At 59.2% G+C, this 26,475-nt stretch carries 17 protein-coding genes and 1 tRNA gene; 4 read left to right on the forward strand and 14 right to left on the reverse strand.

Going from position 1 to position 26,475, the window contains the following annotated elements:
- Positions 1 to 252: 252 nt before the first annotated feature.
- Positions 253 to 325, reverse strand: a tRNA-Arg gene (locus tag AC1AYD_RS05280).
- Between the two features lie 242 nt (positions 326 to 567).
- Here AC1AYD_RS05280 and AC1AYD_RS05285 point away from each other — a divergent pair.
- Positions 568 to 1,509 carry an urease accessory protein UreD gene (locus tag AC1AYD_RS05285; RefSeq protein ID WP_476544801.1) on the forward strand — a complete coding sequence of 314 codons (942 nt, stop codon included), beginning with the start codon at positions 568 to 570 and terminating at the stop codon, positions 1,507 to 1,509.
- 287 nt (positions 1,510 to 1,796) lie between these two features.
- Here the strand turns inward: AC1AYD_RS05285 and ureC are convergent, their stop codons facing one another.
- From ureC to AC1AYD_RS05310, 5 genes are all read right to left on the reverse strand, one after another.
- Positions 1,797 to 3,521 carry an urease subunit alpha gene (gene ureC / locus AC1AYD_RS05290; protein WP_476502741.1) on the reverse strand — a complete coding sequence of 575 codons (1,725 nt, stop codon included), beginning with the start codon at positions 3,519 to 3,521 and terminating at the stop codon, positions 1,797 to 1,799.
- A 155-nt stretch (positions 3,522 to 3,676) separates the two neighbouring features.
- Complete coding sequence (gene ureA / locus AC1AYD_RS05295) at positions 3,677 to 4,357, reverse strand: urease subunit gamma (RefSeq protein WP_476502742.1); 681 nt, start codon at positions 4,355 to 4,357, stop codon at positions 3,677 to 3,679.
- Positions 4,358 to 4,441: 84 nt separating this feature from the next.
- Positions 4,442 to 6,163, reverse strand: a complete 1,722-nt coding sequence (locus AC1AYD_RS05300; RefSeq protein WP_476544802.1) for an ATP-dependent nuclease — start codon at positions 6,161 to 6,163, stop codon at positions 4,442 to 4,444.
- 58 nt (positions 6,164 to 6,221) lie between these two features.
- The gene (locus AC1AYD_RS05305) at positions 6,222 to 7,172 is read right to left on the reverse strand and encodes a BsuBI/PstI family type II restriction endonuclease (protein ID WP_476502745.1); all 951 of its coding nucleotides are present in this window, start codon (positions 7,170 to 7,172) and stop codon (positions 6,222 to 6,224) included.
- Entirely contained in the window at positions 7,154 to 8,560 is a 1,407-nt protein-coding gene (locus AC1AYD_RS05310; RefSeq protein WP_476502746.1) for an Eco57I restriction-modification methylase domain-containing protein, read from the reverse strand. The genes AC1AYD_RS05305 and AC1AYD_RS05310 overlap by 19 nt, the downstream gene beginning before the upstream one ends.
- 153 nt (positions 8,561 to 8,713) lie before the next feature.
- Here AC1AYD_RS05310 and AC1AYD_RS05315 point away from each other — a divergent pair, with 153 nt between their 5' ends.
- Entirely contained in the window at positions 8,714 to 9,901 is a 1,188-nt protein-coding gene (locus tag AC1AYD_RS05315; RefSeq protein ID WP_476544803.1) for an ATP-binding protein, read from the forward strand.
- A gap of 468 nt (positions 9,902 to 10,369) precedes the next feature.
- Positions 10,370 to 11,296: a GmrSD restriction endonuclease domain-containing protein gene (locus AC1AYD_RS05320; RefSeq protein ID WP_476532738.1), complete on the forward strand. Its 927-nt coding sequence runs from the start codon at positions 10,370 to 10,372 to the stop codon at positions 11,294 to 11,296.
- Positions 11,297 to 11,909: 613 nt separating this feature from the next.
- Here AC1AYD_RS05320 and AC1AYD_RS05325 read toward each other — a convergent pair.
- The 7 genes from AC1AYD_RS05325 to AC1AYD_RS05355 form a co-directional block, all read right to left on the reverse strand.
- Positions 11,910 to 13,958: a M28 family peptidase gene (locus AC1AYD_RS05325; protein WP_476544804.1), complete on the reverse strand. Its 2,049-nt coding sequence runs from the start codon at positions 13,956 to 13,958 to the stop codon at positions 11,910 to 11,912.
- A complete protein-coding gene (locus AC1AYD_RS05330) occupies positions 13,934 to 14,404 on the reverse strand; it encodes a hypothetical protein (RefSeq protein WP_476544805.1) in 471 nt (156 codons plus the stop codon). Before AC1AYD_RS05330 ends, AC1AYD_RS05325 begins: the two co-directional genes overlap by 25 nt.
- Before the next feature lie 304 nt (positions 14,405 to 14,708).
- Positions 14,709 to 17,291 (reverse strand): CocE/NonD family hydrolase, encoded by a 2,583-nt coding sequence (locus AC1AYD_RS05335; protein WP_476532622.1) that lies wholly within the window; start codon positions 17,289 to 17,291, stop codon positions 14,709 to 14,711.
- 265 nt (positions 17,292 to 17,556) lie between these two features.
- On the reverse strand, positions 17,557 to 18,351 hold the full coding sequence (locus AC1AYD_RS05340) for a hypothetical protein (RefSeq protein ID WP_476532623.1): 795 nt from the start codon (positions 18,349 to 18,351) through the stop codon (positions 17,557 to 17,559).
- The gene (locus AC1AYD_RS05345) at positions 18,344 to 18,763 is read right to left on the reverse strand and encodes a hypothetical protein (protein WP_476532624.1); all 420 of its coding nucleotides are present in this window, start codon (positions 18,761 to 18,763) and stop codon (positions 18,344 to 18,346) included. The genes AC1AYD_RS05340 and AC1AYD_RS05345 overlap by 8 nt, the downstream gene beginning before the upstream one ends.
- 23 nt (positions 18,764 to 18,786) lie before the next feature.
- Positions 18,787 to 19,557 carry a restriction endonuclease subunit S domain-containing protein gene (locus tag AC1AYD_RS05350; RefSeq protein WP_476532625.1) on the reverse strand — a complete coding sequence of 257 codons (771 nt, stop codon included), beginning with the start codon at positions 19,555 to 19,557 and terminating at the stop codon, positions 18,787 to 18,789.
- Between the two features lie 176 nt (positions 19,558 to 19,733).
- Positions 19,734 to 22,484: a nitrilase-related carbon-nitrogen hydrolase gene (locus AC1AYD_RS05355; protein WP_476544806.1), complete on the reverse strand. Its 2,751-nt coding sequence runs from the start codon at positions 22,482 to 22,484 to the stop codon at positions 19,734 to 19,736.
- Positions 22,485 to 22,984: 500 nt separating this feature from the next.
- On the opposite strand from AC1AYD_RS05355, the gene AC1AYD_RS05360 reads away from it, so the two are divergent.
- The gene (locus AC1AYD_RS05360; RefSeq protein WP_476544807.1) at positions 22,985 to 24,841 is read left to right on the forward strand and encodes a KAP family P-loop NTPase fold protein; all 1,857 of its coding nucleotides are present in this window, start codon (positions 22,985 to 22,987) and stop codon (positions 24,839 to 24,841) included.
- A 275-nt stretch (positions 24,842 to 25,116) separates the two neighbouring features.
- On the opposite strand, the gene AC1AYD_RS05365 is transcribed toward AC1AYD_RS05360, so the two are convergent.
- Positions 25,117 to 26,274, reverse strand: coding sequence for an MFS transporter (locus AC1AYD_RS05365; protein WP_476532628.1), 1,158 nt, complete (start codon positions 26,272 to 26,274; stop codon positions 25,117 to 25,119).
- Positions 26,275 to 26,475 lie beyond the last annotated feature (201 nt).

Consider the following 26,475-nt stretch of genomic DNA (forward strand, 5'->3'; position numbering starts at 1 on the left):
AGCACCCCACCGTACAGGTTCGCCCTCGTCTCATGCAGGTATGTCGCCGAACCACGCAGGTACGTCGCCGAACCACGCACGTTCGCTCTTGAACCATGCAGGTTCCCCTCCAACCATGCAGATCCAGGTCCACCGCAGATTCAGGCCACTCACTTGGACCTGTCCCCTACGACTTTCCATGCCCCCTGCCGCTCTTCCCGGCCGGAGACGCCGAAGGCCCCGCATCCTACGATGCGGGGCCTCGCTTCCGGGTGGGCTCGAAGGGGTTCGAACCCTCGACCTTCTGTTCCGGAGACAGACGCTCTATCCACTGAGCTACGAACCCAGAATCATGCATCCGCGGGCCGCCCAAGGGCACACGCCGCGACATGCAACTCCCCTACTGTACACCACGCCGGCACCACGCGCGACACCACCGCCCACACACCATGCAACCGCCCGTCCGTGTGCCCGCATCCCCGTACCGCCCCGTACCGCGCGGCCGGCCCGCCCGCATCGAAACATTGCGTTGCCCGATGCGCGGCATAATGAACCTGTTTCGCCGCCGCCACGCAGAAAGGCCCGTCCATGGGAAGCAGCACGTTCCGTTTGACCACCGCGTTCCGCCATGGGCGCACGAAGATCGACGACGTGTATTTCGAGGCCCCGTTCAAGCTGATGACGCCGTTCACGAACGGCCGTCATTCGGATTTCATCGTGATGCTCGCCTCCCCCGGCTTCCTCAAGGGTGACGAGGCGCATATCGCCATCGATTTCGCCCCCGGCACGGATTCGACGATCAGGACGCAGAGCTACGAGAAGGTGCTCGACACGTCCGACGGCATGGCGGCGCGCACCATCGACCTGACGGCCCGCGGCGACGCGAAGGCCGTGTTCCTCCCGTTCCCGGTCATCCCGTTCCGCAACAGCACGTTCGAGAACCTCACCACGGCGCGCATCTCCGCCGAATCGACGTTCGTCTACGGCGACGTGGTCACGTGCGGCCGCGTCGGCATGGACGAACGCTGGGCGATGCGCCGCTTCACGAACCGCCTACGAGTCATCGTCGACGAACCCGCCGCCGTGACCAAAGCGTTCGCCGCGGCGCGTTCCCATCCCGGCCGTCCACGCAAATCGGACGGTCCGCAGTCGCGTCTCGCGTTCGCCGACCGCATGTTGCTGGAACCGGAGTCGTTCGACTACACGGAGATGGGCATGTGGCGCGAGTTCACCCACTGCGGCGTCCTCTACGTCCACCTCCCCGAACTCGACCCGGCTGATCCGAACGCGGCCGACGACGACGTTGACATGTCGCCCGACGCGGTCCGCGAGCGCGTCGAGACGGCGCGCATTGCCGCCGAGGACGCGCTGATCGACCGTATCCGCGCGCACGCCGACGCGATCGGCTTCGCCGGCGAGCTGGGCGCAAGCCGCGCGATCGACGGCGTCTGCGTCCGAGTCCTCACCAAACGCGGCGACGACGCCTTCGACCTCATCCAAGACATCGCCGCCATGGCCACCGAATCCTAACCCGCCTCTGCTCCCCCTTTCAAAGGGGGAGCGAGCCAAGGCACCCGCCGGCATACTCGCGACTCCTTAACATTCTGCTCCCCCTTCTAGGGGGAGCTGTCCGCGCAGCGGACTGAGGGGGTACTGACTGAGGAACCATCACCTCAGCCCGCTCTAACGCAAGCCCCGCATCCGGCCCCCTCTGACGAGGGGGCTGTCCGCGCAGCGGACTGGGGGAGAGATAGCCGGAACGCAACATCCGCACCATCCCTCCCCGAGAAACCCCGGAAGAGAAACCCCGGAATCCCCTAGAACAGGAAGTACCGCTGCGTCAACGGCAGCTCGTACGCGGGATCCGAGTGCACGAGCTCGCCGTCGACCGTCACCTGGAAGGTCTCCGGGTTGACCTGGATGTCGGCGAGGACGTCGTTGAACTTGAGGTCCTTCTTGCCGGGCGTGCGGCATCCGTGCACGGGCAGGACCTGGCGCTGCAGGTTGAGCTTGCCCTTGATGTCGTCGTCGATGGCGGCCTGCGAGACGAAGGTCGCGCACGACGAGCCGAGCGCGCGGCCGAGCGCACCGAACATGTCGCGGTAGTAGACGGGTTCCGGCGTGGGGATGGACGCGTTCGCGTCGCCCATGCGCGAGTAGGCGATGGAGCCGCCCTTGATGACCATCTCCGGCTTCGCGCCGAACATGGACGGCTGCCACAGCACGAGGTCCGCCATCTTGCCGACTTCGACGGAGCCGACGTAGTCGGAGACGCCGTGCGTGATGGCCGGGTTGATGGTGAACTTGCTCACGTAGCGCTTGACGCGGAAGTTGTCGTTGCGGTTGTTGTCGTGCTCGTCCTCGGGGAGCGGGCCGCGCTGCTTCTTCATCTTGTCGGCGGTCTGGATGGTGCGCGTGATGACCTCGCCCACGCGGCCCATGGCCTGCGAGTCGGAGCTCATCATGGAGATGATGCCCATGTCGTGCAGCACGTCCTCGGCGCCGATGGTCTCGGGACGGATGCGCGAGTCGGCGAACGAGATGTCCTCGGGCACGTTGCGGTCGAGATGGTGGCAGACCATCATCATGTCGAGATGCTCGTCGATCGTGTTGCGCGTGTACGGCATGGTCGGGTTCGTGGAGCTCGGCAGGACGTTCGGGAATCCGGCCGCGCGGATGATGTCCGGCGCGTGGCCGCCGCCCGCGCCTTCCGTATGGTACGTGTGGATGGTGCGGCCTTTGAACGCGGCGATCGTGTCCTCCACGCAGCCGCCCTCGTTGAGCGTGTCCGTGTGGATGGCGACCTGCGTGTCGGTTTCGTCGGCGACGCCGAGGCACGTGTCGATCACGGCGGGCGTGGAGCCCCAGTCCTCGTGGATCTTGAGTCCGGCCGCGCCGGCGCGGATCTGTTCGCGTAGCGGTTCGGGACTGGAGTCGTTGCCTTTGCCGAGGTAGGCGATGTTGACGGGCAGCGCTTCGGCCGCCTCGATCATGCGGGCGAGGTGGAACGCGCCCGGGTTGCAGGTGGTCGCGTTGGTGCCGTCGGCCGGGCCGGTGCCGCCGCCGATCATCGTGGTGACGCCGCCGGCGAGTGCGGTGCGCACCTGTTGCGGCGAGATGAAGTGGATGTGCGTGTCGAGGCCGCCCGCGGTGATGATGAGGCCTTCGCCGGCGATGGCTTCGGTGCCGGAGCCGACTTCGAGTCCGGGCGTGACGCCGGTCATGGTCTGCGGGTTGCCGGCTTTGCCGATGGCGCTGATTTTGCCGTTTTTGATGCCGATGTCGGCTTTGTAGATGCCGGTCCAGTCGACGATGAGCGCGTTGGTGATGACCGTGTCGGGCGATTCGGCATCGAGTTGGACGGAGGATTGGCCCATGCCGTCGCGGAACGATTTGCCGCCGCCGAACTTCAGTTCGTCGCCGTAGTGCGTGTAGTCCTTCTCCACTTCGATGACGAGGCTGGTGTCGCCGAGTCGCACGCGGTCCCCCGTGGTCGGCCCGAACATCCCCGCATAATCCTTACGAGTAATGATCCTGCTCATATCAAATCCTTAAGTCTCTTATTCCGGCTCCCCTTGCCAGAGGAACTGTCGGCAAAGCCGACTGAGGGGTAGTCCTGTGCCCTCCCCTGTCGGGGTGTAATTCCCGGCTCCCCTTGTCAGGGGAGCTGTCCGCCTCCGGCGGACTGAGGGGGTCCTCAAGCCCCCAGGAACCCCTCCTCCTTCGCCTTCCTGAACGCCGCTTCCTTCACGATCGGGTCGTCGAGCTTGCCGTCGACGAGCGCGCTGAATCCGTGGATCTCACGCGTGCCGCCGATGTCGATGAGCCGCACGCGGTGCGATTCGCCCGGTTCGAAGCGCACGGCGGTGCCGGCGGCGATGTCGAGGCGCTTGCCGTACGCGGCCTTGCGGTCGAACTTGAGGTACTTGTTGACTTCGAAGAAGTGGAAGTGGGAGCCGATCTGGATAGGTCGGTCGGCGGTGTTGACCACGTCGAGTTCGATGGCGTCCTTGCCTTCGTTGATGGTGAGGTCGCCGTCGGCGAGCAGGTATTCGCCGGGCACGAGCTTTTCGGTCGATTCGATGGGGTTGTGGATGGACACGAGCTTCGTGCCGTCGGGGAACGTGGCCTCGACCTCGACGACTTCGAGCATCTCGGCCACGCCGTCCATCACGTCCTCGGGCTTAAGCAGCGTGCGCCCGTACTGCATGAGTTCGGCGACTGTCGCGCCTTCGCGCGCCCGTTCCACGCACTCGGAGGAGATCAGCGCAATCGCCTCCACATAGTTCAGCTTGACGCCCCGAGCCTTGCGGTCCTTGGCGAGCTGCCCCGCCAAGTACAGCATCAGCTTATCCGTCTCCCGTGGTGTAAGTCTCATCAGGCTCCCCTCGTCATACCAATGCAAAGAAACAAAGAAAGTATATTCCGTTAGTGAAAACAGGATGTTTCATTTAAGAAACAATTAAGACCTATTAGGGAAGATAACTTGCAATAATGCATCAAAAAGTGGCCTCGCGGCATCAATCAACGGATCCCCATTATAGCGCATAACAGAGTCGGCAACAATCTTCTTGGCTCTGTCTATTCTATCTTCATCAGAATCTCCCATTCCGAGACTAATACAGTAATCAGAAAACTTCTTAGACCATTTAATGGACGGATTTCTGAATTGATTAGGAGAAAAATCTCTACCAAATTCATCATGCAAAGACCCACAATAAACATCTGGATTAATGGAATTTTCTATTTCATTTTCACCACCACTATGGATGCCAATCATAAACACATCCCTTTCAGGAAGCAAGCCGCTTTCTAGAATCCTATCGCGCGTCTGTATACCGGCATTATCGTTATCCAGAACGGAGATGATTCTACAAATATTACTTTTTTGGCGCTTAATCTCATTAATCATTCCATGAGTTCCACCAACATCTTGAATCACAATATTATGATGCAAAAGATGATTTGCAAATAAAGTACTCCTTTTTTTTAAAACATTAGAAATAATTTGCACATCAGAAGGCCCTTCAACAAGAATCACAATTTCAGCAGACGACAAATTATCGGAAACCTGCACTCCAAGGGATTCACGAATTTTTGCCAATCTCTGCACAGGCTTGGCTGTACTATTCGCAACAAGAACATTCGAAGAGACATCTTCCCTATTAACCATAATTGGATTATGAGTCGCAACCAACACCTGTTGAGTTTCCGAAAAAATTTCCAAGATTCTCTGCAACTCACGAACTGCATTAGGGTGCAAATGAGCCTCAGGCTCATCGACTATCAACAAATAACTATGCGCAGAGGATTTTTCTTTAGACAGCTCCTGCATTAAAGCAAGCGTGAACAAACTTTTAATGCCGTCACCCTTTTGGCCAAGAGGAGTTAAAAAACCATCATCAATAGAGACATCTAGAACACGACTGGAAAATGACTCCAAACGATCGGTTGATATATGGACTCGACTCACCGAGGTCATATACTCACTAACCGAGCCCCGAATAGTACTTTCTATTTCTTCAATAATAGCACGTCTTTTATCATTAATCTCTTCAATTAGTTTATTATATTGAGGATCATCAAACAATGACCTCATTTTTATCGATAGCAAATTATTCAGTAATCTACGCGCCTGTTCTTCCGTCCTAACCGCAGGAACATATATCACATTTATCTTTCCGGAAATGAATTTAGCTATGCTTTGAGCCTTATTCTCATAGTTCCGTTTACTATTACCTTGTTTTACAATACTAAGAGTGGCCGAATCCCGCCTTAGGTCAATTTGGATTGGCAAGGTGCCATTCGTCCGAATCCCAGTCGATTGAACAAATTCATCAACTTCAGTTTCATTCAAGCTAAATGTCACCCTAATGCGCGTCATTCCGCTTTTATTTTTTTGCTTTGAGAGCGGGAAATCATATTCCCAGTCATACCCTTCATCCCTCAAAGATTGATGCGAAAAATTATACCTCTTCCATGGGGAATATACCGATTTACTCCAATCGGAATTTGAGTAATTTGCCCTCAGTCGTATTAAATTCATACCAACGACAAGCGCTCTAATAAGGTTCGTCTTACCTTCATTATTGGGACCAACAAGCGTAGTCATATTACCAATTTTAAATGTAGTCTGTTTCCCAATTGACCTATAATTCGAAACAGACATGCTTTCAATCTTCATTTTGATTCTCTCTTTCTAATCCCAAAACCTTTTTCCTCACGAAAAAACAAAGTCGCTCTTAAAAGGAGCCATACGGCCCCATGAATCTGGAGCCGTTGAGGTGGATCATGTGGTCGGGGGTGTCGGCGCACCAGACTTCGGTTTCCCATGCGAGCTGCGCGCAGTAGCGTTGCATGACCGAACGGTTCGGGAAGCAGGAGACCAGCACCACCTTGTCCCATTGGTCGGCGAACAGGTCATGCAACTCGACTTTGCGGGTCACATCCACGGGGCCGTGCGTGCTGGCCGCCTCCATCAGGAACAGCCATCCGCGTTCGGCATCCCACGCGATCACGTCCGGTGCCTTCTCGCGCGCCCGAAGTGTAATACCCAACTCATCCATCAACGAGGTATCCACAACACCATGCTGGTGGTCGGTGTCATCGATGAACGCGACCTGACATCCCGGCGCGAACCGCGGCAGCATCTCCTCCACCATCGCCTTGATGAGCGTGGACTGCCCTTGCGAGGACAGACGGATATCACGGCCGGAAGGCAGCGTCACCGGAGTCTTCGGCATATGCCGTCGCTCCTCGGCGAGCGACTGGTATGACGTGTGGGCGGCCAGGAACACATCAAGCTCGGAAGAGAACCGCTCCGTACCATATTTGCGAATCACCTTCAGCGCATCATCGGTCACCCGGTAGTTCCACTTCGGTGAGTTGATCGGCCTATTCGGCTGATCGGCGTTCTCCTCCACGAGTCCCGCGATGACGAACTGGTGCAGTGAGAATCGTCGGACGGTCTCACGCGTGTTCGGCTTATAGGCGACACCGAACTCATCACGAATCCAATCCATAATCGCGCGAGTGCCCAACATCGGGTTCTCGGCCTTATCCCAAGAATCCCCGTCCCTGAGTTGCAGCAGTGCGAGCAGAATCATCGCGCTCCGCCTGTTGAGCTGCTGGTCGCCGAGTTCGAATCGGCGCAGCAGCTCCATGGCTTCGTCAATCAGCTTGCCTTCGCCCATTCGAACAGTCCCCCAATCGTCTCGTCGACGAGACTCTGGTCCGGTGCATCGTTGACTGACAGCATACCAGCCAACACGGCGAGCTGTTGCTTCGACGGGCACGGCATCTGCCTCAGATCCGTAGCGTTGACCTGCGTGCTGCCGGACACCTGCCGATACCATTCGTCGACAATCGACGACGACAGCCACAACGTCAGCCCACGCGCGACCGCATCATCCAGTGGAATCGTCTTGCGCGACGTCCCCTGATGCACGTAATTGAGCTTGTTGTCCGCCACGAAATCCACATCGCTGTTGAGATACGACGCGTAAATGCGGTGCCGTTGCTCCTTCGCGGAGAACCGGTTCACCATGCAGTAGCCACCCGCAGGCAGCACAACATGCCGATCGTCGGCAGCACCGGTCACCCACTGCGCACGGTCGCACTCGACCGGATGCTCCATACGCAGACCATCCTGATTGTCCGACCAGTACAACGGATGCCCGCCGACCACCTCGTCATCCGACAACACATCACGGTTCCGGAACCACACCAGCTTGCCGGTAGACACCCACAATCCCTCATCGGCCAGCGTCTTGAACCCGGCAAGACGCGCATCCTGCCGTTGGATGCGCAGGATACGGTCACGCCCCATGCTGAGCGCACGAAGCGCGACCATCTCCTGCGACTGCCGTTCCAGCGGCGTCGCCGGCGATGCGTCGGGAAACACGGTGACCTTCTTCACCTGCGAGCGCTTCGACACCTTCAGCAGCATGATCTCCTGCAGAATGCCCATATCCTTGAAATGCTCCTGCCGCGAGCCATACACGACCATCGCGTCCAGACTGCATTCACGCAGCATCCACTTGCGGAAATCCTTGAAATAGTCGCCGTTCATCCACGATCGGGGAATGATCGCCACGCACTCGCCTCCCGCGGCAAGCGCCTGAATCGCAATGACCAGGAACGCCGTATACAGATTCGTCACCTTGACGTCGCCGCTGTTCGTCGCGATGACGGTCGGAGCGATCTTCTTGTACGGCGGATTGAGAATCACCCGGCTGAAGCGAGGCTCCAGCGCGACGTCGAAGACCGAATCGTTGAGAACCGTGACATCGTCGCACACCTGACGCAACGACGTTTCGGAAGCCTGTGCCAACGCGACATCCCGCTCAATGGCGAGCACGCTGGCGCCATCCGCGAACCGTTTCGCCGTGACCGCACCCAGAATGCCGGAACCCGACCCGAGGTCGAGAATCTGCTGCGGCTCATCGGATCCCGTGAACAATCCCACCGCCTGCTCGGCGACGGGCATGGGCGTCAGAAACTGCTCCCACTGCTGCTGCCGCTCGGGAACCAGCGACGCCGCGGCCTCGTCTCGGATCTGCGCGATGGATTCGGAATTCATACCCCTCAGGATACCGGCCTTCGGTATCGGCCAAAACAAAGTCCGATTCCGTCCCACTCACATCACAAAACTTATCTGAAATTATCCGGTTTATCTGACTATATTGAAGATATCTGAGGTTATCTGAACTTATCTGGAGGGCGTATGGGCGACATGACGACACCGCTGCAGGCGTTGAACCCGTTTATGCCGGGTGCAGGACTGCAACCGCCCGCCTTGGTAGGGCGCGAACACGAAATCGCCCTCATCGATAGGATGGCGGCGCGGACGAAGCTGCAACTCCTCAACCGCGGCGTCATGCTGTACGGTTTACGCGGCATCGGCAAGACCGTGCTGCTGATGCACATGCGCGACATCGCCGACCAACGCCACATGGCGACCCTCAAGATCGAGGCGAGCGCCAACGCCGCCACGACGTATGACGCCCTGTTTCACGAAATCCCCTTGGCGATAGCGCGCATCGGCAAAACCGACATCCGCGAGCGCGTGGCCAAGGTCTTCTCCAACGTGGAATCGGTATCCTTCGATTTCATGGGAGTCAAAGCCTCCGCGGAACTGAACGGCAAGCCCGATTTCCGCACCGAATCGTACCGGCTCCAACTGCTCATCGAAGGCATCTGCAAAGAGCTCAAGAGCGACAACTCAGGTCTGTACCTGTTCATCGACGAGATGCAGGAGATGCACAAGACGCCGCTGAGCGATCTCATCACCATCCAGCACGAGATGGGGCAGCGCGGACTCCCCTTCTACATCATCGGCGCCGGACTGCCGGACCTGCCCGGCGTTCTATCCAAGGCACGCTCGTATGCGGAGCGCCTGTTCGACTATCGGGAAATCGACAAGCTGGACAGCACGGCGACCCGCGAGGGCTTCCAGACCCCGGCGAAGAAAACGGGACGCCCGTTCGACGACGCGGCCCTCGACAAGCTGGAGGCACTGTCGCAGGGCTATCCGTATTTCATCCAGGCGTACGGTGCGGCCACATGGAACGCCTCGACCACTAATCCAATCAACGTCACGGCGGTGGAGCAGGGCGAGCCGGAGGCATTGGACATGCTCGATCACGGCTTGTACATGGCCCGATGGCTGCGCGCCACGGAGAACGGGCGCGCCTACCTGCGCATCATGGCGGATCTGTCGGATGGTCCGGTGCGCACCGCGGATGTGAAGAAGCGGTTCGCCAATGAGGGCTCGGCGGCAAGCGCCCGCGCCTCGCTCATCGAACTCGGCCTCATCTACGCGTCCGGATACGGACAGGTCGCGTTCTCCGTGCCGCGGATGGCGGAATTCGTGCGACGCATCATGCCGCAGGTCGATCAGATCTACGACGGACGCCGCTGAAAGACGGGTCCGCCACAACTCTGATGCACCGGCACAGCCGCGACATTGCACAGCCGCAATCGCGCCGCATCAGATATCCGGGAACGGCTTAAGTGCCGAAAAATGTCGTGGAACGCATTTTTGGTGGATAAAAATGTCGCAGACGACATTTTTCGACACTTAACCGTGAATCGTCCCCCAAGTGGCCAATCTCGGCATCACGGTTCGTGAGCATTTCGCAAATCCTCCCGAACCGTGCATAATGACTCATGCGACAAACCGTGCCGGACCGGAATCCGGTTCGACCGCATCGGCGCGGCACAGCGTGACGGCACCATGCAAAGCGGCAGATCATCCCGCACACGTAGCCTGCGTCGACGCGATTCAGAGAGAAAGGAAGGAATCATCATGTTCGGAATCCATCGTCATGGAACAGACATATTCGCGACGGCGCTCGCCGCGGCGGCGACGATCGCGATGGCGGCGACGATGCTGGTCGCGCCGGCACCGGCGTTCGCCGCGACCACCGACTTCGAGGGCAAGGCCGCGACCGAGGTGCTGACGACGCTCAAGACCAAGGGACGCGCGCCGAAGACCGGATACGCGCGCACGCAGTTCGGCGCGGCGTGGGCGGACGTCGACCACAACGGCTGCGATACGCGCAATGACATCCTCAAACGCGACATGACCGACGTGACGTTCAAGGCGGGTACCCACGACTGCATCGTCACGTCGGGCACACTCGCCGACCCGTACACGGGCAAGACGATCAGCTTCAAGCGCGGCAACAAGACGAGCAGCGCCGTGCAGATCGACCATGTGGTCGCCCTGTCCGACGCATGGCAGAAGGGCGCGCAGAAGCTGTCCAAGTCGCAGCGCAGGAATCTCGCCAACGACCCGTACAACCTGCTCGCGGTCGACGGCCCGTCGAACCAGAAGAAGAGCGACGGCGACGCGGCCACCTGGCTGCCGAAGAACAAGTCGTTCCGTTGCGAGTACGTGGCGCGCCAGATCGGCGTGAAGGCGAAGTACTCGCTGTGGGTCACCAAAGCGGAACGCAAGGCGATGACGAAGGTGCTCGTCACCTGCCCGACGCAGACCGTGCCGCTGAACGACGAGGCGCAGGCGGCGGCCGATGCGGCAGCGGCGGAAGCGCAGCGCAAGGCGGAAGAGGAGGCGGCCGCCAAGGCCGCGGCTGAGGAGGCCCAACGCAAGGCCGCGGAGGAGGCGCAGCGTCAAGCCGAAGCGCAGGCGCAGGCCCAAGCCCAAGCGCAGCAGCAAGCCCAGCAGGACGCGAACGTCTACTACCCGAACTGCTCGGCCGTGCGCGCCGCCGGCAAGGCCCCGCTCTACCAGGGCCAGCCCGGCTACTCCACCAAGCTCGACCGCGACCGCGACGGCGTAGCCTGCGAGTAGCGAGGCGTCACACCTGGAGGCCGTCGACTTCGGTCTCGCCCGCAAGTGCATGGGCTGGGATAAGTGAGGTCGTCGCACGGCACGGGGTAATGGGCCCGTACTTCCTTCCACTCCGATGGTTCTCGCCAAGCGATGACGATGACGATGGGTGCAATGTGTATGGTCCGGCACGTGATGTGTATGGTTCGACGGCTTTCCTGCACGGTTGAAGGTGCAATCTGTAAAGTCGCGCCCCCAGCGTGTGGAATCGAGGGCACAACGTGTAGGGGCACCCCGTGAAGAGCAAGCGAAACCGACCAAACCGCGATGTGGGGAGCCTTGGAATTCCAAGGCTCCCCACATCGTCGGCATCGGGCTCACGCGTCTTCTTCGGCACCTGTGTACGCACATTACGGCTCAGGGACTGCACGTTGCATCGAAAATCATGCACGTTGGGCCGAAAACCCTGCACGTTCGACCTCAAACCATGCACATAAGCCGCGGAACCATACACAAACGTCTCAGGGGTGGGAGGTCGATACTCGATTCCCGCCCCTGAGACACGTTGGAACGCCGCAAGGCAGTTTCTGGGGCCGCTTCCAGGGGCAGCCGCCCCAGAATCGTCCCCGGAAAGCTACTCCCGCTTCCCGTCGGATCCCGCGTATCCGTCGCGCACGCCGCGCACGCGAAGCAGGCCGACAGCGGCGATCAGCAGCACGGCGGCCACGGCGAGTGGTCCGGCGACAGCGGAACCGGTGTTCGACAGGCCATTGCCGTTCCGGTCTCCGGAACCGGACGCCTGCGCGGATCCCTGTCCGGCCGCGTTGGCATTCCCGGCATTGGCGTTCCCGGCGGCAGAGCCGGAACCGGCGTTATTCCCGGCCCCCGCGTTACCGGCACCATCACCATTCCCGTTATCCCCCTTCGCCACATGCGCGTTGTACGTGGCGGATTCGCCGAACATGTCGACGACGCTCACCGTGTGGTCGGCGTCGTCGGCGGCGAGGGTGACGTCGCCGTTCTCATCCACGGAGGCCGGTTTGCCGTCGACCTTCACGTCGTTACGGTAGTTGTAGGCCACGTGGAACGTCGTGTCGCCGGTGTAGGTCTTGCCGTTCTCGAGGCCCTGCACGGGCGCGGCGGCCGTGTTGTACACGGAGAGCGCGAACACGCTGGCGAGAATCGTGGCGCGTTCGATGCTGTAGTTGCCGGTGAACGGGTGGTCGTCGCTGACGACGGTGAACCGGTCCTCGTCCGAGGGCCACTGGTAGATGTCGCCGATCACGTGGTAGTTCTGCTCGGTGACGTCGTTGCGCCCGTCGCCGATGCGGTCGCCCCAGAAGATGTACACGCTGGGGATGCCTTCGCCGAATCCGAGCTTGGGCGTACCGTTCGCGCCCGTCGCGCCGGTGATGGTCGCGTGGTCGGAGCAGCTGCCGAAGTACTGGAGGTCGACGGTGTCGTCAGGGCCCTTGGTCCACCATTTCGCGTACTTGCCGTCCGTGTAGTCCCAGTAGCGTTCGGCCTGGCGTTCGGCCACGTCGCCGGCGACGCTCTGCTGCGGCTTGCCGTCGGCGTCACGGTAGGGCGTGTGCACGGTGAGCACGCTGTTGCGCGTCTGCGAGGTGGCGGCCATGTCCATGTTGTAGTAGGCGATTACATGCTGTTTGCCCCAGTCGTTCGGGTACAGGAAGCTGCTGTAGAAGTGCGCGGAGCCGACGAGCCCGTCCTCCTCCGCGGCCCAGAGCGCGAACACGACGTTCACGTTCGTGGGAATGTTCTTCAGCGCCTTGGCGATGGCGAGCACGTTGACTGTGCCGGACAGGTTGTCGTTCGCGCCTTCCGCGCCGAACACGCTGTCGCGGTGCGCGCCGACGATCACGTATTTGTCGGACGGCTGCGCGGCCTTCTTGACGGCGAGGATGTTGCTCGTGTTCGTGTTGCGGCGGTTGACGACCGTCGCCTGCACACTCTGCGGCTTGCCGTCGGCCGCGCCGCTGCCGGCCGCGCCGAGCTTCTTCACGATCTGCCGCCCGTCGAGGTAGGAGGCGAGGATCACCGGGATGGTGATGTCGCCGCCGGTCTTGGGTGCGGGGAACGGCCGCTCGGCGGAGGTGCCGCCGTCCTCGTTGACCGTGTACTTGCTGTGGAAGAACACGACGGCCTTCGCGCCTTTGGCCTGCAGCGCGCGGGCCACGTCCGCGTAGGCGGTGCTGTTGCGGTCCCACTGGTCGTAGGTCTTGCGGTTGGTCAGCACGATCTTCCCGGCGATGTCGTTCGCGTTCGCGGCGACGGCGTCGTCCACGTCCGCGTAGTAGACGGTGTCGCCGGTGACGGTGGGCGTCTCGTAGCCCTTGTACACGCTGTCGTCCGCCCAGCCCGGCGCGAGCGCCGTGTACTCGCGTCCGTCGATGGTGACGGATGCGCCGATGCGGCTGTTGACGCGGTCGTTGGCGAAAGTGTCGAAGTAGTCGTCGGTCCCGTCCGCCGCGGTCGCCTGCGAGAACGGTCCGTAGCCGAGTTCCTTGAAGTCGTTCGCGAAGTAGTCGGCGCTCGCCTCGTCCGCCGGCGTTCCGGCGACGCGCGGACCGATGTTGTCGTGCACGTACTGCACGTTCTTCAGCATGTAGTCGTCGTCGATGCCGTCGAGCAGCGCGCTCAGTAGCGTCGAACGGCGCGGCATTGGTGGTGTTGGTTGCGGTTGCCGCCGCACTGGCCGTGACGGCGTTCGCGTTCTGTTGCGTCGCATACGACGCCGGCGTGACGATCGCCGCGGTGGACAGCGACAGCGCGGCGGCGAGCGCGAGCGCCGCCGCCTTGCGCAGTCGCGTGGTTCCGCTGCGTCGCGTGGTAGCCGTTAAGGTTGTTGCTGCGGTTGCGACCGCCGTCGCGGGCGATGTCGGGGCGGATGACGTCGCGGATGATGACGTCGCGGATGATGATGACGATGCTGTTGCCGTCGATGATGTCGCCGTGGTCGATAATCCGATCGACGATGCTGTTGTGGATGATGCGGTCATATGATGTTTCGCGCGGGACACGACCGCCCCGCGCTTCTCCTTCCTCTCGTTTTCCCCGTACCCGGCAGTAAACACCATCAGCCGCGTTGCTGTCCAACAACAAAAACATATGTGTCGTCATAGAGGCGGGTTATACGAGCGCCAGAAGGTTCGGACACTGCGGATCTTGGCGCGGCCCAACGAACCGCGGCGCAAAGAATCCCGGAAATCATCAGCCATGTCCGGGAATATGTGCACCCACCACGACTCAGCGCAAGAAATCCGGGACGACAGCGTTATTGTCCGGGAATCTTTGCACTGAGACGGTCTCAACGCAAGAAATCCCGGAAATCGACGTGGATTCCCGGGATTTCTTGCGCGGCAACTGGTATTGCCGTCAGTCGCCCAGCGCAAGGCGCATGCGCGTCACGCAATCACTGGCGGTGGCGACGGCGGATGACCATCACGGTGACGCCGGCCGCGCACGCGACCACCGCCACGATGACCACCGCCAGAATCGCCGATCCGGTGTTGGAGAGCGGGTTCCGATCGGACGAGCCGTTATTGCCGGAGACCGGTCGGGCCGTGCCTGTCACGGGACCGGCCCCGTTCGTGCCGGGTTCAGGCCTTTCCGGAGCGGCCGTCACCATCACCGACGCGGAATCCGACCAGTCCGATGCGGATTCGCCGGTCAGCGCACGCACACGCACTGTGTAATCGCCAGCGGGAACACCACTAATCACACCGGTCGTCGCATCCGTGCCAGATACCTTTGTCGAGTAGCTCTTCGCATCGGTTCCCACCTGCGCAGGCACCGCTTGGATTTCATAGCCGTCCACGGTTAGCAGCGAGTCATTGCCTTCCGGCGACTTCCACGCCACGGTGACATCGCCACCGCCACGGACCGGCTTCGATTGCGCCGTCACACTGGTAGGTGCCGCGGATTTCGCCGTAGTGCTCAATGGCAGGGTGAGCTTGGCATCAGCAGTGCTCACAGTGAAGTCGGACAAGCGACCGGTATCGGCCAGTCGAGTCGACGTATTGAAGATGACGAGCCCAAGCCGATGCCCGGCAGGAACCGTGTAGTCGGTGGCGTACGCGTCCCAAGAAATCGGATAGTACTCGTTGACCGGCGTTGGAGTAAGCGCGGTCAGCGAATCCTTGTGGGCGGTATTTACGTATCCGCGCGTGATCACATACGCATCGGAGGTCACTTTGCGTTCGGATCCGGTTGGCGAACAACCGTCGTCGTATTGACCTTCACCTCCGAGGCACAACATGTGGTTCTCGTCATATTCCACCGTGGATAGTGCGGGCGTGGCCTTGATGCGGGTGCCGTTGCCGTAATCGACGAGCGCGAACGATAGATTGGCATCGGCATCGGAGGCCTTGACCTTCAGCGACAGTGCAGGCGTACCGGAAATGTGGGCTGGGGCCTGCAACGGCTCCGTCAGATAAGCGAGACGATTCTCCTGAGGAATGGACCGTGCGCTGTCGAGCGGCTGCCCGAGCTGGTCAGTCGTCTCGTCCTCAACGCCTTCATCCACACGGTAGCCGCCGAAGCCCTCCTCAGTGCCGGAAACGGCATGCGCGCTGGTTCCAAGCGTTCCTGCGCTCGTACCATTCTTCGCGGAGTCGAGTGTCAACGTCACGTTCTTCGCGTCGGGCGTCGGCCAAGATGCATAGTCCTTCCATGTGCCGTCAGAAGACTCGACGGATGCCTGCGGCTCGCTCATGATGCCGTTGTCGATGCCGTACAGCCAATGGTCATACCACTTGTGCAGGGTGAGAATCCACTCGTCATGACGGTAGTATTTCGGATTATCGTGACCGTTCTGAGTGATCCAAATCTTGCTGGGCACATGGTGCTTCTGAAGCAACTCCCAGTACTTATCCACGTTGTTCATCTTGGTGTTGAGATCGTTGACGCCTTGGATGAGGAATACGCTGGCCTTGATGTTGCCGACCTTATCCTCGTAGTTGCGCGCCGCCCAGAAGTCGTTGTAGTTGCGGGTGGAGAGCTCAGCCCCCTTGTTCATTGCGTTCCAATGGCCAGCGGCCGCGCACTTCGCGTTCTGAGTTGGATCAGTGACGAGCGAGTTCGCGAACGCGTCCGGTTCCCACCAGTTGCTGAGCTGCGCACCGTTGTTGCGGTACCAGTTGTATTGGCTGCTGATGGATTCTTCAGGAATGACGGTCTTGAGGCCTTCGACGCCGGTGACGGCAAGTGCGTTGGCCGCGGCACCATCGTATGATCCGCCTTCCACGCCGATCAACCCATTGGACCAGTCGGCTTTCTCCTCGTTGGCCTGGCTGCGGTTGGTAAGGGAACGATAGCCCTTGACACGACCGTTGAGCCAGTCGACAACGGCCTTCGCGGACGCGACATCATTCGGGCCCTCGATGTCGGTGCACCCTTGCGACAGTGCGGTGCCGGTGATGTCGAGCATGATGTACGCATAGCCGCGCGGCACGAAGAAGTTGTCGTAGTTTCCGGCGAACGAGGTCTGACGGCTGTTGGCCTTGTCGTTCATATCCTCATATTGCTTGGCCTGCAGATCGCCGTAGTACGGGCTCGCATCCATAATCGCCGGAATTTTCCTGCCATCGAGCTGCGTATCGCTGGGGCGGATGAAGTCGGCGCGGACGAGGTCGGTCTGCCCGTCCTTGTCGCTATCGATGCCGGTGTCGATGTATACGTAGTCGCGGGTGGCGTCTTTGTAGTCGTATTGGCTGGTGGTACCGCCCGGATAATCGTATTCCTTGTCCTGACGGGTTTTGCTCGGCTCGTCGTTCGCACCGTTAAGGCTGTACGTCCCGGCAGCACCATGGCTCAGGTAGTTGTCGGACAATTGCAGTCCGGTACGGCCTCCATCCGTTCCGGGACCGACGTTCACGGTCTGCGCCGAAGCGGCGCCATTCGTCGATTTCGGCGCAGCTGTGGCCGCTGTCGGCACGCCCAACGCCATGCCGACGGTCACACCCGCCGCAATCATAGATGCGATGACGCGCGTCATGCTGCGAACGCCTGCGCGACCGACGTATCTGGCACCGCGAGTGCCGTATCGACTGTCTCTTGCCTGCTTCACCGACTGCGAGGATGCCGATGATCGCCGGTTCCCGTCAAAGAGCTCCATGCCCCCCTGCTTTCTGCGGCGCCGTCATTCCGCAAGAGGGGATTGCGCCGCGTGGCGCATCATCGATAACCGAGACACGTCTCTCCCTTCTCCACTCGGCCACCATACTCACCTCGTGTTTCGGGAAACTGCTGATGGAAAGAAACTACAAATTCCCCAGACCGTGCGCCGTATATATATCCCACAGTATGCGAAGGTTGACTTCCAGGTATTCCGGCTTGGCCGTCCTGCATAGTACGACGGCCCAACTGCACACTAAGAAGACCATCAGCAGAATCTGTACCGTCTGCAAACGCATACGCCATGTGACGGAACACAACGCACGCTTTTCGATTGTCTTCGAAGCTCCCCATCTCCAAGCCACGCTCTGAATTATGCCACTGACGAAGGGCAGCACGACTAGCATCAACGGCAACGCCCGCACCATGAACAGCAAAACGGAGTTAGGAACGAATACCAACATTATCAAAGAGTAAACACAAACAAGAATCATCAAAGACGACAAATATGCAACAAATTCATCACGCTTTGACACTAAGGAAATAATATATGAAATAATGAAACCGAATACAATAACAAACAATGCCGCCCCAACACGAATTACGGTTTGATATCGTTCAAGCCCATCAATAGTCTTATCAATATGAGGCACATAAGAAAGCAATATGAAAAGCATGGGAAATGAAAACAAGATGCCAACAAACCAAATAGCAACAAAAGACATGAGTCTAGCTTCTACAGCAGAACGCATTTGACTTACAATAGGAAGATACCAAGGACGCAAGTCATTCAACGAGGGACGCCTAGCCCTACCGCGAATCAGTTTTTCCAACCGCGTTGCGGCAATATATGAAACAACCAATACCCAATCAACAACGCTCAACTTTTTCATATACGACTCTAATGTTGCACCGATATTAAACAATCGGCTATCATGCATTACGAAATTTATTTTTTGTCTTTTTAAAAGGCGCAACGGAAAGATCACAATGAATCTTCCACAGCGCTTCCGCTTGAGAGATAATCACAAATCCCACCATAGTCTCACTCAACGTACTTACGAATCCGCTGGTCCCAGGTATGGGGAGAACCGGAAACACGAATATCACCAATGAGATTATAGGGAATACCGACGCCTCATGAATCAAGCCCAAGGAACGCCCACATTGCACAGCCCTCCAAACAAGCACAAGTGCCCAAATGCTAAGAATGAGCAGAAAATATAATGTTACGTTAAGCACTTTATACTGTTTGCCAAACAGACGCTCCACTCCCAATGACGACATAATCAATAACGCTGAACATATTCCCTGAAGCAGGAACCATTTACCGTATTTCAACATAGCCATCATTCCACTCCCATCATATGCCGATTTCAAAAATCACAAAACTCACCAGGAGAACATTCAGTTTTCTTACTCATTCCCATATCCCAACTATTTGCTATACGACCAAGCACACGGGAATCCATCCATTCCCAAAAAGGATGTCCGACATACTTAAAACGGATAAGGACATAGCCTGAAGCCGCAAAGGATGCCGGCATCATACCATCCATCTTTTTATACCCAATCAAGGAACCCGTTCTCGTAAACAAATCCTCTCCAAGTTTGAAACCAGAGTTCTTTTTTGTTTTAATATTATTGCAATATACAGCACTAACTATTTTCACATGAAAGGGATATTCGCTTTTTAATACCACATTGTCCCAGATTTGCCTCGGCTCGACGTTGTCGGCCGACACGAAAGCATTCACTTCAAACGCATACCCAAAAACACTATCTTTAGTCGGCATATTTACGGCAACATGAACGTTCTTAGCTTGCAACGACTTGTTTTCTGCTGAATTGGCTACATACACGCGCGCCTCATATTCTTCCCCATCTTTCAGTTCGATAGTGTCCATCCACCCATTAACTGATTTCTTATCCCATTTGTTTTGATCAACGTTACGCACTCTGAAGAAATTGCGCTCGTCTCCGACATCAGGATTGTCCGTTATTGAATTGAATGTGTTGTACGGAGCTGGATTCTCCATCGTGAAGGTCTTCCGCTCCGGACCCCACGCATAGGCAGATGGCGCACATATCGCCAGAGCCAGCACCACGCCTGCACAAGACGCCAAAATCCTTTTAAAACGCCACATCGCGATTCCCCCAATCTCCTTCGATCGCCCCTACTCTACCACCGACAGCCGCACGATGTTCGGGCAGCATGCGGCGATTCCCTACGCGCACTCCACTCCTGACATGCACAAATACGAATAGGTGGGGGGCACGCGATAGATATCACGTGCCCCCACCGAATATAGTCAGCAACAAGCTATCGTTCACACCTGCTACGGAAGCGTGTGCGAATCAGCACACCACTGGCACCTGCGCCGAGGAGAAGGATGGCTACGGCGACCACGGTCGCGGTATCGGCACCGGTGCCGGGCATGGAAGCAGGCTGCTTCGTCTTCGTATCGGAACCGCTCGCCGCGTCCGACTTCTTGCCGGTGGCATCGGAGCTGCCCGAACCGGAACCGGGTGTTGCACCCGTACCGGAGCCATTTCCGGTTCCGGTCCCCGGCTTCGCGGTCAGCGCAGCCAAGGCCGTATCCAGATCGCTCACAGCCGCGGTCACCAGATCGCTCTGTTCGCTGCTGAACGTGGTGTTGTTCTTCAGCGACAGCGCCTCCTCGTACGCTGTGGTCAGCGTCGTCACGGATTCGTCCGTGTATTTGCCGGTACCTTCCGACGCACCGAGAATCGTCTCCGCCTTTGCAATCGGCTCATCGAGTGCGGACTTGTCCAAGCCGCTCATCGCCGGGTACATCGATTGGTAGCCGGCGATCGTACGGACGGCGAGCGCATCGTACATCTTCGAGTACAGCCTTGCTTGGAAGTTCGTGATGCGGAATCCGGCCTGCGACAGGTTCATCGTACGGTATTCGAGGTTGTCGGGATCGTACGCGCCCTGCGCAAACGTCATGTCGACGGAGGTATCGGCGGACGCGCCCTTGCCGCTACCGCTCGTGTCGAGCGCGCTGCCGGTCGCATAGTCGAAGCGAGTGCCGTTCTTGCCGGACCATGCGTTGATAATCAGGCTGGAGGTGCGGAACGGGTCGTTGCCGACTCCGGCGTAGTTGTATCCGGCGACCGGTTTGCCGCTGGACACGGTCTCGCCGGAATCATCTACCGAGTACACGGGATTGCCGTCCGCATCGAGCGGATATCCGTCGGGCCCCCACACGTTGTCACTGACGACGCCGAGTCCGTCACGATCCGTGTAGCTGCCCATGCGGGTCTCACGGTACCAGGCGTTGCCGGTAGTGGCGGTCGGGTGCAGCAGGAGTTCGGCGCCGCTCGCCGCGTAATAGCGTCCAAGTTCCGGGTAGAAGTGGCCGTCGCGGCAGATGTCGATGCCCACCTTGAGCGCCTTGCCGTCCTTGCCCTTCCACTCCGGCATGTCGAACATGACGGGGGTGTCGCCGGGCACGGACCAGACCTTCTCCTCGTTGCCGGCACGATGCATCTTCTGGTAGGAGTCAGTATGACCGTCGGGGAAGCAAATCGCCGCGGAATTGTAGACCTTGCGGATGCCATCACTGTCGGTGATCGGCCCACCGTCGGGCATTTCGGGCAGCCCGAAGATGATGTACATACCGTATTCCTTGGCGGCGGCAGCCATCTTCTGTACGGAGGGGCCACGCGACGTGTCGCCGTCCGCGCCCTTCACCTTCTCGGCGAGCAGCACCTGCATGTAGTCATTGCTGTTCGCGAGCGTCTTGTTGACTTCCGGATTGGCGGTGTGGGCGTCGTTCTTGCCGGCCGGATCGGTGCTGTCATAACCGGTGAGAATCGTCTCGGGGAACACGATGACATCCACGCCCTTCTCGTGCGCCTCCTTGACGTAGCGGAGCATCATGTCGACGTTCTTCTCCTTGTCGCCCCAGACACCGCTGACGTTCGCGACCGCGGTGGTGGGACCGTCCTTGGAGCCGAAGGTGTACGACAGTCCGTCGCCGCTTTCCTGCTTATCAGCAAGTTCCGCGTACCACTTCGCGTAGTAATCGGGGTGGAAATCGTTAGCGACCTGCGTGGTGCTGCCGGCGCCGAGGCGCAGATCCGTGTCGTTGACGAGCGCGCCTGCCTTCGCGGTGACAAGCGTGCCATCGGTGTTCTGCCCGGCATAGTATTTCGCCGAGCCAAACCCGCCCTGGAGGATGACGCTGCCGCCGGGGAAATCGTAGGGTTGGGTGCCGTCATCGCCCGTATACCCGTCCGGCCCGACGAGGTCGGCGCTGGCGATGGTCAGTCCGTCACGTGACGCAATGGATTCAAGGCGGTTACGGTAGTACCATTCCCAACCTTTCGCGTCCTTCACGCCATCACCGTCGATGTCGGTGTAGCTACGCGACGTGGCGGTGGGGTTGACGAGCAGGCTGACGCCCTGCGCCGCATAGTATCGTTCAATCTCCGGCTGCGCGTACGTGTCGTAGCAGATGCTCAATCCCATCAGCCCCCATTCGGTCTGGAGGATGACCGGCGTGGTGCCGGGCGTCGCCCAATCGCCTTCGACCGGCGCGATTTTCTGATAGGAGGTGACCTTGCCTTCCGGCGAAATGGCGAACGCGGAGTTATAGGCGTGGTTCGTGTCGCCGGGAATCTTCTCGGAAGTGCCGTAGATGACCCACATGCCGTCGGCCGCCGCAGCCGTGGCGATTTCGCGTGTGATGGGGCTTTCCGTCGTCTCCGCCTGCGAGACCGCCATCTTATAGTCAGGCGAATCCGGGTCGGAGGAGTACACGTATCCGGTGAGCGCCATTTCAGGGAAGACGATCATCTTGACACCGGACGCATGCGCATCGGCGATGTACTTGAGCATGCTCGCCTTGTTGGCCTGCTTGTCGCCCCATTTCGGAGCGAAATTCACGACGGAGAGCTGCCCGGCGGGAATCGTGCCACTGGTCACGGTGGCAGCGGACGCGGTCTGACTGCTGGTGAACGGATCGGCGTAGGCGGTGGCGGTGATGCTTCCCGCCGCGGCGGACGCGAGTCCGAACGTGGCGAGCATCGCCACACCGCTCATCGCGGCGGCGAATCTGGTGAATATAGGGCGACGCGTTTGCTCCCGTCGGCGCAATGAGTTCGACATGACGCTTCCTCTCTCTCATGGCTGCGTGATGATCCGCACGACATCGGCCATGCCGGAATCACGATTGAGAGGCATCATCGTCGCCGTTGTTTGCAGGAGCGAATCCACACGGTTTCCAATTCGGGAACATGACGTTACCGACGGTTTCCCAACGGTTTCCGTGGGGTTTCCGCGCGAATCGAGGCGTCATATAATGCCCCCGCAGCAAAACACACCTAATTACACGATTGCGTACCTAATTGCACCATTGCGCACCGTTGCAAACTCATCTCTCTGCCCACTGATGTCCGAACAGCGTTTCCGCTTCCTCGTTCACCGAATCATCCGATGTATCGTTGTTGCGGAATGATTCAGCGCTGACTCCCCGGAAGTAGGTACGGATGGCACCCCAAACGCGTACGAGCACAACCCCCAAGCCCACAACACCCATCCCTATGTTGAACGACCTGCCGATCATGGACAAGCCCCAACTCGGCTACGAAGCCTATGCGAATACATTGGCCACAATCATCTGTGGTGACGATACGAGCGATAACGCAAACGGCTCCGCACTCGATAACACGCCGATGACCATCGGACTGTTCGCACCATGGGGAAGCGGAAAATCCACGTTGCTGAGCAGCATCCAACAGAAAGTCGAAAAGCAGTCGAGGCAACAGTCCATCGTCATCAGTTTCAATGCATGGCACCACGAGCGTTCCTCCAACCTTGATCAGGAACTCATCGGCGCAATGTATCAAGCGGTAAAAAATATGCTTGAACAGGAGGAAAGCACCAAGAAGCATACCCTGTCCGACCATGCACGTACCGCAATCCAATACATGAAAAGCCTTCTCGCCGGGTTGGCACATGCAGCGGCCAATACAACCGTCACTGTCGGTGCGAACGGTCCCGTGACAACGGAATTCACCCTCGCCCAATACGCCAACGCAATCCCTGACCTTAAACAATCGGCCAATCCCACGTTGAAGCGCGTATCCGAGATACTGGAAACACTTCCATTCAACGAGAACAGTTTTTCCATGTCTCAGGCTCTCGACCTGCTTGCCGGATGCCTAGCGGTAGCCAACAAACGGCTCGTCATTCTCATCGATGACTTAGATCGTTGCGCCCCGGACAGCATCACTCGTTCCATAGAGACCATCAGTTCCCTGACCGGACGAGCCGGCATGATTTTCGTGCTTGCCTTGGATCGCAACTACATCGTCAGTGCTTTGGAGACGCACTACAAATCACACGGCAGCGCCATCGACGGAACCCGGTATCTCGAAAAGATCATCCAGCTGCCATTTACCATCCCGCTATCCGAATTCTCCCAGAACGCCGGCACACAGGTCACTATCGAAAATCTCGTAGGCAAGAAAAGCTGGGGGAAGATCCTGGGCACTTGGCTTGACAGAAGTCTCAAGGATGATGTACGCATAATCGCACTGGAGGCATTGCAATCCAACCCACGACAGACGAAGCGCTTCATCAACACGTTCCTGTTGCTGTCAAGCATGTTCTGGGACCGACTGCACGACGCAGCCGAACCGGTAGATCAGAAGGCGTTCCTATATCTGCTGGGATTGCAGGTCTCGTGGCCGGGCCTTTACGCGAAAATCGCACAATACGTCAACACCATCGACGCCGAACAGTTGGAGACCAAGCTCTCCTCCCTCGACTTCATACATGACATCACCGAGAGCGAAGAGACATCCGACGATACCAACCAGCAGACGAACGGCCTCCCGTCGTCGGTTTCGAACGTCATTGGCAAAAATGAGTTCCTATATGCGCAACGGTACCTTCGCAACCAAGTGTTCACCGACATGAAGCTCAGCACCGTCAAACGCATCATGCAGATTACACCGATGGCCGTGAACCAGACAACGGATTCCGTAGGTCGGGACTTCTCCAAATGGAATTGGACCGAGGAGGGGCATGCCGCATACAAAATCGGCAAGCAGGAAATTCTGGAGCGAATCGCACATAAATTCGCCCAAGATAACCCCCACATCGACAGAGATACCTTCGAACAACGCCTAGGGAAGGAGATCCAGGCGGCCGTACCCAAGAGTTCCCTTGCCCCGACTGCCCGTTTCGACCGTAACCGACTGTTGGTGGTCGTTACATCCGCCACCGATGACCGCGAAGATCGCATCCTGAGCTTCGACAACGATAAGAATCTCTACGCGATGAACGGAGGCTGTGGATACCCGTATCAGCAGTCGTTCGGAACATATATCCAACGACCAGTCATCGAATACTTCCGCGATAAGAAGCACTATCCCATCGAGCAGGATCACTGATTGTGTGCGCTTAGCAGCATAAATGCCCGCCGCTCCCTCAGCGACGGACAGTACGCAATCGCCTCATCGGCTCCGTACATTGGGACGCTGAAGGCGGCTCAGCGTCCCAATGTACGGAAGATAACGGCCATATCCGTAAAAAGCGACACTGAGCAACGGTAAGCGGCGTTTTTTACGGACTAAGGGGCTCACCTCCGTAAAAAACGCCGCCGAAAAGTCCGCGTCGAGACGTCACCGCGCCACCGTGTCATCACGCCGCAACCGCATCACACGTATCACCGCCGAGCCCGCTCGAACCGCAGCGCGAACGCCGTGAGCAGGATCACCGCGATCACGGTGAACGGCATGCCGGCCAGACCGGTCATGTGGTAGTTCATGCCGGAGGCGTTGAGCGCCATGCCGCCGACGAGCGAGCCGACCGCGTTGCCGCCGTTGAAACCGATCTGCACGGCCGCGCCGCCGATGAGCTCGCCGCCGCCCTTGCCCGCGTCGGCCATGAGCAGCTGCTGCGGCCCGTTGATGAAGAACAGGCCGAACGCGATCCAGAACGTCAGAATCGCGCAGGTCACGAGATTGCCGGGCAGCAGGAACACGAGCAACAGTCCGACCGCGGAGATCGACTGGCCGACCGCGGCGGTCGCCGCGTGCAGCCACCGGTCGGCGAGGTGCCCGCCGGCGAGTCCGCCGACCACCATGCCGAATCCGGCGAGCATCATCAGCAGCGGCACGAATCGCGAATCGTAGCCGCCGGTCTTCTGCAGCCACGGGCTCACGTAGCTCCACCAGCAGAAGACGCCGGTGTTGCCGATGAACACGGCGCCGAGCACCAGCCACGGTCCGGGCTTGGCGAGGAAGCGGAACTGTCCGGCGAGACCCGCGTCCGGAACGGCGGGAACGAGCGGCATCCATGCGAGCGTGAGTGCGATGGTGAGGGTGGCGCCGATCGCCAGGATCGTGAACGCGAGCCGCCAGTTCAGGTATTCGGCGAGCAGCGTTCCGGCGGGTACGCCGAACATGTTGGCGATGGTCTGTCCGGTCACCATCACGGCGACCGCCTTGCCTTCCTTGCCTTTGTCGGCGAGCGTCTTCGCGATCACGGTTCCGGTGCCGAAGAACGCGCCGTGCGGAAGTCCGGCGATGAAGCGCGCGGCGACGAGCACGCCGGCGGTGGGCGCGACGGCGCTCAACGCGTTGCCGGCGAGCGCCAGCGCCATGAACAGGATGACGAGATGCTTCGGACTCGCCTTGCGCCCGAACACGAGCATGGTGACGCCCACGCACACGCCGATCGCGTATGCGGAGATGAAATGGCCGGCGGTCGGGATGGATACGTGCGTGGCCGCCGCGGCCTGGGGCAGGATGCCCATCATCACGAATTCGGCGGCGCCGAGCACGAACGCCCCGGCGGCGACGGCCAGCAGACTCTTCTTCATCGGTGGTTCCCCTCGTTCTCGAGGCGGATCGCGAGGCAAGGGAAGCAAGGCATCCTTTCCCGTCCTGCGATCCGCGCGTACGCGTGCGGCCCCACGGTCCACTTCCCGCCGCAATCGGCATGGGAGAGAACCGTGGGGCCGCACCGCTGAAATCGTGAGTCAGGCTATCACACGCGCATCACGCCGCAATTGCAACGCATC

The organism is Bifidobacterium sp. LH_426 (genome assembly GCF_056356875.1).

Bases quoted from the DNA above. Each gene is read 5' to 3' on its own strand.
- ureA (WP_476502742.1), bottom strand. From the start codon at position 4,357: ATGAGACTTACACCACGGGAGACGGATAAGCTGATGCTGTACTTGGCG.
- AC1AYD_RS05325 (WP_476544804.1), bottom strand. From the start codon at position 13,958: ATGCCGCGCCGTTCGACGCTACTGAGCGCGCTGCTCGACGGCATCGAC.
- AC1AYD_RS05345 (WP_476532624.1), bottom strand. From the start codon at position 18,763: ATGATGGCTATGTTGAAATACGGTAAATGGTTCCTGCTTCAGGGAATA.
- AC1AYD_RS05310 (WP_476502746.1), bottom strand. From the start codon at position 8,560: ATGAATTCCGAATCCATCGCGCAGATCCGAGACGAGGCCGCGGCGTCG.
- AC1AYD_RS05315 (WP_476544803.1), top strand. From the start codon at position 8,714: ATGACGACACCGCTGCAGGCGTTGAACCCGTTTATGCCGGGTGCAGGA.
- AC1AYD_RS05320 (WP_476532738.1), top strand. From the start codon at position 10,370: ATGCTGGTCGCGCCGGCACCGGCGTTCGCCGCGACCACCGACTTCGAG.
- AC1AYD_RS05355 (WP_476544806.1), bottom strand. From the start codon at position 22,484: ATGAGCGGTGTGGCGATGCTCGCCACGTTCGGACTCGCGTCCGCCGCG.
- AC1AYD_RS05300 (WP_476544802.1), bottom strand. From the start codon at position 6,163: ATGAAGATTGAAAGCATGTCTGTTTCGAATTATAGGTCAATTGGGAAA.
- AC1AYD_RS05285 (WP_476544801.1), top strand. From the start codon at position 568: ATGGGAAGCAGCACGTTCCGTTTGACCACCGCGTTCCGCCATGGGCGC.
- AC1AYD_RS05330 (WP_476544805.1), bottom strand. From the start codon at position 14,404: ATGTTTTTGTTGTTGGACAGCAACGCGGCTGATGGTGTTTACTGCCGG.
- AC1AYD_RS05305 (WP_476502745.1), bottom strand. From the start codon at position 7,172: ATGGGCGAAGGCAAGCTGATTGACGAAGCCATGGAGCTGCTGCGCCGA.
- AC1AYD_RS05340 (WP_476532623.1), bottom strand. From the start codon at position 18,351: ATGCATGATAGCCGATTGTTTAATATCGGTGCAACATTAGAGTCGTAT.
- AC1AYD_RS05350 (WP_476532625.1), bottom strand. From the start codon at position 19,557: ATGTGGCGTTTTAAAAGGATTTTGGCGTCTTGTGCAGGCGTGGTGCTG.
- ureC (WP_476502741.1), bottom strand. From the start codon at position 3,521: ATGAGCAGGATCATTACTCGTAAGGATTATGCGGGGATGTTCGGGCCG.
- AC1AYD_RS05360 (WP_476544807.1), top strand. From the start codon at position 22,985: ATGTTGAACGACCTGCCGATCATGGACAAGCCCCAACTCGGCTACGAA.
- AC1AYD_RS05365 (WP_476532628.1), bottom strand. From the start codon at position 26,274: ATGAAGAAGAGTCTGCTGGCCGTCGCCGCCGGGGCGTTCGTGCTCGGC.
- AC1AYD_RS05335 (WP_476532622.1), bottom strand. From the start codon at position 17,291: ATGACGCGCGTCATCGCATCTATGATTGCGGCGGGTGTGACCGTCGGC.